Genomic DNA, 7,333 nt, shown 5'->3' on the forward strand with positions numbered 1-7,333 from the left:
GGCAAGGCCCGGCCGGACCGGTCATACCAGTCCAGCAGCCCGGCCCTCAGGACCACGATCTCCGCATCATCCAACATGCATGTCCCACTCTTGTCCGGCGCCAGCTTTGGCGCAATTGTGCTCAACATGAAACGCCCGGTCACACCGTCAACGCTGGAAAGCGAAGCGCGGCGCTATCTCGAACAGCATCGCGGTCGCCGCTCGCGGCCCGCCGCACCGCCCGCAGCGCGGGCGGCCGAGCGTGTTTTGCGTCCGCTGGCCAAGCGCTTCGGTGTCGGTATCGAGCAATTGGAGCAGCATTGGACCGAGATTGTCGGGGCGAGGCTGGCCCGCTGGTGTGATCCGGCCTCGATCCAGCGCCAGGGCAATGTGCAGACCCTGGTGATCCAGACCCGCGGGCCCGCCGGTGCCATTTTGCAGGCTGAAAGCCGGCACATTCTTGAGCGCGTCAAACTCTATGCCGGGCACCGGGCGCCCACGCGGCTGAAGGTGGTTCAGGGCCGCCTCGGAACAAAGACACCGGACACAGACGCCGCAGCTCAGCCGGCCCGCCCGGACCCGGCGACATTAAATCGCGCAAAAGAGATGACAGACGGGGTGGAGCAAACCACCGAGGCCCGGCTATTGTCCGCGCTGAAACGTTTCGACCGGTCGGTGCAGACGCGCCGCAACCGGACCTAGAGTGTTGAGGGGAATATTAGATGAAACTGACCCGACGCCTGTTTTCGGCTCTGGCCCTTTCGTCCGGACTGCTTCTGGCCGCCTGCGGCGGCAATTCCGGTTCGCCGGCCGCGACGACCGATTATGATCTGTCCAAAGGTTCTGACACCGCGCCGGTGACGATTGTCGAATATGCCTCGGTCGCCTGCGGCCATTGCGCAACCTTCCATGAAGAGGTCTATCCGGTTCTGGAAGAAAATTATGTCGATACCGGCCAGGTCCGTTTCGTCATGCGCGAGATGATCACCGGCTCGCCGCAATTCGCCATTGCCGGCTTTGTTCTGGCCCGCTGCGTTTCGGAAGACCGCTATTTCGACGCGATTGATCTCCTGTTCCAGCAGCAGACCTCGATTTTCCGCGCGGCGCAGAACCCGGGCGGTGCGCGCTCGCAATATATCGCCATCGCCGGTGCGCTGGGTCTCTCGGCCGACCAGTACGATACCTGCCTCGCTGATGAAGACATCAATCAGGGCATTGTCGACAGCCATGAACGCGCCGGCGCAGCCGGGATTACCGGAACGCCGCGCTTCATCTTCAACGGTCAGCTGCTCGACAGCCGGCGCGCGCCGGGCGAGACCGAATACACCTATTTCCTCGGTGACGAGCAGGTGATTATTGACGGCGAGCCGGTGCTCGGCCTCGTCGATGCGGAAACCTTCAGCCGCCTGATCGACCATCTGCTGGCCCAGGGCCAGGAATAAGAGCGCCAGAGCCAATCACGCCAGCGGCGGAGACCGGACCATGAGTATCCTGCGTAATGTCCAGATCGCGCTTGTCGCGTTGTTTCTGCCGCTGACGGCCCATGCCCAGTCAAGCGCCCCGGCAACACCGGTGCCGTTGTCGACCTTCACCGATTATGCTGTCGGATCGGATACGGCTCCGGTGGAGATTATCGAGTACGCGTCCTTCGCCTGCCCGGCCTGCAAGAACTGGCATGACGGGGTCTGGTCCTGGTTGAAGCCGGATTATGTCGACACCGGCCGCGTCCGCTTCATCATCCGTCCGATCGTCACCCAGCCCTACCAGATCGCCGCGGCCAGCGCGATCATGGCGGAGTGCGCCGGTCCGGACCGCTATTTCGAGACCGTGGATCTGCTGTTTGCCGCCCAGCCGCAGATTTTCGACGCGATCCGCGCCCAGGGCGACATCCTCGGCATTTATCACGGTATCGGCGCAACCGTTGGCGTCTCCGCAGAGGACCTCCAGGCCTGTCTTCAAGACCCGGCGAAGAACGAACGCATCGGTGAAACCATAGCCTTGGCCAATGCCGACGAGGTTCGCGGCACGCCGAGCTTCGTCATCAACGGGCAGGCGCTCGGCATTGATGATTCCGGCTCTTTGACCTGGGGTGGAGAGCCCCTGATCGTCAACGGAGAAAGGCTTCCCGCCAACTATGGTGAAGACAATTTCCGCCGAATCGTCCTTCACTTCCTGAACGTGTCCGATTCGGACCAGTAAAAACGTCAGGAAAGCGCCGCAATCATCTGCACAATCTGCAGCGCGGTGCGTTGTGGAGGTCAGGTGAAGTTCACTCAGCTCAGGCTGGCCGGTTTCAAATCCTTCGTCGATCCGACCGAATTGCGGATTGATCCGGGACTGACCGGGATTATCGGGCCGAACGGGTGCGGCAAGTCCAACCTGCTCGAAGCCCTGCGCTGGGTTATGGGTGCCACCTCCGCCAAATCGCTGCGTGCCGGCGAAGATCACATCTTCCATACCGCCGCGCAATCATGCCGAGGTCGTGCTCACCGTCGACAATGCCGAGAAACTCGCGCCGGCCCGCTTCAATGAGGCCGCGGCGCTGGAAGTGACCCGTCGCATCACCCGCGGTGGTGGCTCGGCCTACAAGATCAATGGCGAGGAAGTCCGCGCCAAGGATGTCCAGCTCCTGTTTGCCGATGCCGGCACCGGCGCCAACTCTCCGGCCCTGGTGCGCCAGGGCCAGATTTCAGAGCTCATCGCGGCCAAGCCGCAAAACCGCCGCCGGGTGCTGGAAGAAGCCGCCGGCGTTGCCGGTCTGCGGGCCCGCCGCCACGAGGCGGAATTGCGCCTGAAGGGTGCGGAAACCAATCTGGGCCGGCTGCAGGAAGTCATCGATGAGACCGCGTCACGGCATGACGCCCTGCAAAAACAGGCCCGTCAGGCCGCCCGCTACCGCAAGCTCTCGGCCTCGATCCGCACCCTTGAAGCCGCGGTCTGGCTCAATCGCTGGCGTGAGGCGGCGAGCCATGTCGAAACCGCGGAAGCAGAACTGGCCGAACGCCTCGAAGCAGCGGACGCCGCCACCCGCCATGCCGCCGAGGCACGCACCCGGGCCGAGGTTGAAGCCGCCGCACGCGAACCGGCACGGCAGGCCGAAGCGGAAGCCGCGGCGGCCCTGCGCCTGTTGGAACGCGAACGCGACAAGCTCGACCGCGAGGCCGGCGAGGTGCAATCGCGCATTTCGGCCCTTGAAAACCGCATTGATGAACTCGCCGCCGCTATCCGGCGCGAAGAGCATATCGCGGAAGATGCAGAAGGCTCACGCAGCGAGGCGGCAGACCAGCTTGAAGCCCTTGATGCCGAAGCCGCCAAGGATAAAGAGACGCTCGCCTTCGCCGAGGCCGCAGCAAAGGATGCCGAGGAGCGTCGCCAGAACAAGGATGCCGTGCTCGACGCCAAGGCCCGCGAAGCGGCGGAGCACCGGGCGGCTGCAGAGGCCGCACGGCGGGATGTGGAACGGCTGGAGCAGCGCCAGGCGCAGATCGGCCGGGAGCTGGAGACGGCGCGGCGCGAACTGGAAACGGTCCGGGCCTCTACTGCACTGAGCGAGCTGGTGGCTGCACAGAAGGCCGCGGAAACGGCAGAACAGGCACGCGATCAGGCCCAGGCGGCGTTATCTGAAGCGGAAACGGCACGGCAAGCCACTGAAACGCTTCGCAATGAGGCAGCTGAAGCCTATCAGGCCCTGGCCCAGGAGCGGGACGGGCTGGAACGCGAAGCCCAGGCCCTGGACAAGCTTCTGGCGACGGCGCTGGAAGATACCAGCAACCCGGCCCTCGATGCAGTGCGGGCCAGATCCGGTTTCGAAAAGGCTTTGGCCGCGGCCCTCGGGGACGATTTGCAGGCCTCTTTGGACGCGGATGCGGCGCGTTATTGGCGCGAAGCCGGCGTCAAGGCGGACCTCTTGCCGGGCGGAAGCGTACCGCTTTCTGACCACGTCAAGGCGCCGCCGGCCCTGAAGGCGCGGCTCGATGCCATCGGCGTGGTCAAACCCGAACGCGCCGAAAAGGCCGCGAGCCAGCTCAAGCCGGGTCAGATCATTGTCACCCAGGAAGGTGATCTGTGGCGCTGGGACGGTCTGGTCGCGCGGGCCGATGCGCCCTCCGCTGCGGTCGCGCGGCTGGAACAGCGCAACCGGCTGGAAGAGATTCGCAGCGAACTTGCAGCCGGCGCCAAGAGCTTTTCCGGACTGGAAGCGTCCCGCGATAGCGCCGAGCAGCATTTCGCCGATGCCCGCGCCAGTGAGGCCGAAGCGCGCAAGGCTGTGCCGGTCGCGGAACAAGCCGCCCGCTCGGCCGTCTCGCGCCTGTCTGACCTGCGCGAGAAAGCTGCCCGTGACACAGCCCGTGCCGATGCCCTGGCGGAGCGGATCAAACGCCTGAGCCAAGAAGCGGCCGAGGCCGAACAGGCCTTCAAGGATGCCCAAGAGGCACTCAGCGCCGGCGATGCGGCCGAGCGGCTGGTTGATGCTGTGGAAGAGGCACGGGAAAAGGCCGAGCAGGCCCGTCTTGCGGCTGCGGATGCGCGAGCGGCCTATGAAAGCGCCCGCCGCGAATCGGAATTGCGCCGCCAGCGCCGCGGTGCCCTGGCGCGGGATGTGGAAGCCTGGACCCGCCGCTGCGAAGGCGCCCGCAAACAGATCGAGGAGCTGACGGCGGAGAGCGGCAAGGCGGCCAAGGACCTGGCCGCAACCCGGGAACGCCCGGCGGTACTGGAAGACAAACTCCACGCCCTGACCGACCGTATCGAGGCGGCTGAGGAGACGGCGCGCAAGGCCCGTGACGCGGCGTCGGGAACCGAGGACCTGGTCAAGGAAGCCGACAGCGCCGCGCGCAAGGCGGAAGCGGCCGCATCGGCGGCCCGCGAAGGCCGGGCTGCGACTGAAGCCAAGCTGTCGGGCATGCGTGAGCGACTGGTGGAAACCACGGAACGCCTGCAGGACGCGACAGGCTCGGCGCCGGGCGCCCTCTCCCAGCGTGTGTCCGAGGCCGATGTTGAAGGCCTCAGCGCCGATGAACTGGAGCGCCGGCTGCACGATGCCCGTAATTCGCGCGAGCGTCTCGGGGCAGTCAATCTGCGCGCTGACGAGGAAGCCGAGGAATTGGCTGGCAAGGTCACCGAGATGGAGCGCGAGCGGGACGACCTCCTCGCCGCGATCGACCGCTTGCGCAAAGCGGTCGATGAATTATCGCGCGAAGGCCGCGCCCGGCTGCTGGAAGCCTTTGAAATCGTCGACGGGCATTTCCGCCAGCTCTTCGCGACGCTGTTTGAAGGCGGTCATGCCGAACTGCGCCTGACCGAGGCCGATGACCCGCTCGAGGCCGGCCTGGAAATCTTCGCCTGCCCGCCGGGCAAGAAGCTGGAGACCATGTCGCTGATGTCGGGCGGTGAGCAGGCGTTGACCGCTTCAGCGCTGATCTTCGCTGTCTTCCTGTCCAATCCGGCCCCGGTCTGCGTGCTCGACGAGGTCGACGCCCCGCTCGATGACGCCAATGTCGACCGCTATTGCCGCATGCTCGACCATATGCGCTCGCTGACAGAGACGCGTTTCCTCGTTATCACCCACAATCCATTGACCATGTCGCGGGTCGATCGTCTGTTCGGCGTAACCATGGCTGAACGCGGCGTTTCCCAGCTTGTCTCGGTGGACCTGATGGCTGCGGAACAGTTGATTGCGGCGGAATAGCAAAAACTCCCTGACATTTTAGTGGTTTACCGCACCTGCGGCATTGCTTGACTTGGTCAGGTCGCAAGGATAGTTTGCGCGCGCCTATGGGGGGTCCTCTTTCATAGGCGTACCGATCAATCCTGTCTCGCAAAGACGATAAGCTGAGCGACCCATCCAAATCCGACCTCGACAAGCTGCAGCAGCGCATTGATGCGCAGCGCAGAGCCCGCGAGGACAAGTATAAGGATGAGCCGCGTTCCGCCTGGTCCCTCGGGGTCCGCTACGGGTCGGAGTTCTTTGCCGGGGTGTTCGTCGGTTCAGCGTTGGGGTTCATATTGGACCTGATCGCCGGAACGGGACCTTGGGGGCTGATGGTCGGTACGTTACTGGGTTTCGCCTCGGGCACGCTCAACGTTGTGCGCGCGGCCAAAGAAATAAACGCGGAGACGGATAGCGAAAGCTGACGTCTTCATCGGATCAAGCCGCGGCGTTTGCCGCATTAGATGAGTGAGGCCGGGCGTGGCAGCAGACACCAACCCGATCAAGCAGTTCGAAGTTCACACCCTCTTCGAGTTCGAGGCCTTCGGCCTGAATCTGGCATTCACCAATTCCAGTTTCTTCATGGTGCTGACGACGGTCCTGACGATCGTTCTCTTCTCCTTTGCCATGGGCAGCCGGGCCATGATCCCGAACCGCGCCCAGTCGGTGGCGGAGATCATCTATGGCTTCGTGGCCGACATGCTGCGCTCCACAGCGGGTTCTGACGCGCTGCGCTTCTTCCCGTTCGTCTTCACGCTGTTTATCTTCATCCTGGTCGCCAACATGCTCGGCATGTTCCCCTACTTCCCGGCACCGGGCTGGCACTCCTTCACCATCACCAGCCACATCATTGTCACCGCAGCGCTGGCAATGAGCGTGTGGCTGACCGTGCTGGTCTACGGCCTGTTCAAGCACGGCTTCAAATTCTTCAAACTCTTCGTTCCGTCGGGCGTTCCGCTCTACATCCTGCCCTTCGTAACGCTGATCGAGATCATCTCATTCATCTCGCGCCCGGTTTCGCACTCGGTGCGTCTGTTCGCCAACATGCTCGCTGGACACATTCTTCTGAAAGTGTTCGCCGGCTTCATCGTCATGCTTGCTGGCGCGCTCGGCGCAGCCGGTTATCTGGTCGGCATCCTGCCGTTCGCCATGACGCTGGCCCTGACAGCACTCGAATTCCTGGTCGCTTTCCTGCAGGCGTATGTCTTCGCCATTCTGACCTGCATCTATCTTTCCGACGCTCTGCACCCGGGTCACTGATCCGCAGGCGTCTCCTACTAACCCAACCAACTGCCAGACATATCCTCGAAGGAGTTTTCAAATGGAAGAAATGGGCAAATACATCGGCGCCGGTCTCGCTTGCCTGGGCATGCTGGGTGCTGCTGTCGGCGTGGGCAACATCTTTGGTTCCTTCCTGCAAGGCGCCATGCGCAACCCGTCTGCGGCTCAGTCGCAGTTCGGCAACCTGATCTTCGGCTTCGCCGTGACGGAAGCGCTGGGCATCTTCTCCCTGCTGGTTGCCCTGATCCTGCTGTTCGTCGTCTAAGTATCCGCGATTGCGGCTGCGCCATCGGGCGCGGCCGCAACCGTTTCGCTCCACTAGTCTAAGGGAGCCGGCGTCCCATGACGCACGCACCGCATTCC

At 63.7% G+C, this 7,333-nt stretch carries 8 protein-coding genes; all 8 read left to right on the forward strand.

Going from position 1 to position 7,333, the window contains the following annotated elements; all coding sequences use genetic code 11:
• The coding region (locus tag Q1V57_RS07585) for a DciA family protein (protein ID WP_300529289.1) at positions 1–681 on the forward strand (681 nt) is incomplete at its 5' end.
• Between the two features lie 20 nt (positions 682–701).
• A complete protein-coding gene (locus Q1V57_RS07590; protein WP_300529291.1) occupies positions 702–1,421 on the forward strand; it encodes a thioredoxin domain-containing protein in 720 nt (239 codons plus the stop codon).
• A gap of 40 nt (positions 1,422–1,461) precedes the next feature.
• Positions 1,462–2,178: a thioredoxin domain-containing protein gene (locus Q1V57_RS07595; RefSeq protein WP_300529293.1), complete on the forward strand. Its 717-nt coding sequence runs from the start codon at positions 1,462–1,464 to the stop codon at positions 2,176–2,178.
• 63 nt (positions 2,179–2,241) lie between these two features.
• Positions 2,242–2,511, forward strand: a complete 270-nt coding sequence (locus Q1V57_RS07600; protein ID WP_300529295.1) for an AAA family ATPase — start codon at positions 2,242–2,244, stop codon at positions 2,509–2,511.
• Positions 2,411–5,668, forward strand: a complete 3,258-nt coding sequence (gene smc / locus Q1V57_RS07605) for a chromosome segregation protein SMC (protein WP_300529297.1) — start codon at positions 2,411–2,413, stop codon at positions 5,666–5,668. Before Q1V57_RS07600 ends, smc begins: the two co-directional genes overlap by 101 nt.
• Positions 5,669–5,856: 188 nt before the next feature.
• Positions 5,857–6,114: an AtpZ/AtpI family protein gene (locus tag Q1V57_RS07610; protein ID WP_300529303.1), complete on the forward strand. Its 258-nt coding sequence runs from the start codon at positions 5,857–5,859 to the stop codon at positions 6,112–6,114.
• A gap of 55 nt (positions 6,115–6,169) precedes the next feature.
• Positions 6,170–6,949: a F0F1 ATP synthase subunit A gene (locus tag Q1V57_RS07615; RefSeq protein WP_300529299.1), complete on the forward strand. Its 780-nt coding sequence runs from the start codon at positions 6,170–6,172 to the stop codon at positions 6,947–6,949.
• 61 nt (positions 6,950–7,010) lie between these two features.
• Entirely contained in the window at positions 7,011–7,235 is a 225-nt protein-coding gene (locus tag Q1V57_RS07620) for a F0F1 ATP synthase subunit C (RefSeq protein ID WP_300529301.1), read from the forward strand.
• Positions 7,236–7,333: the final 98 nt, after the last annotated feature.

This window comes from Maricaulis sp. (genome assembly GCF_030149425.1).
GTDB lineage: Bacteria > Pseudomonadota > Alphaproteobacteria > Caulobacterales > Maricaulaceae > Maricaulis.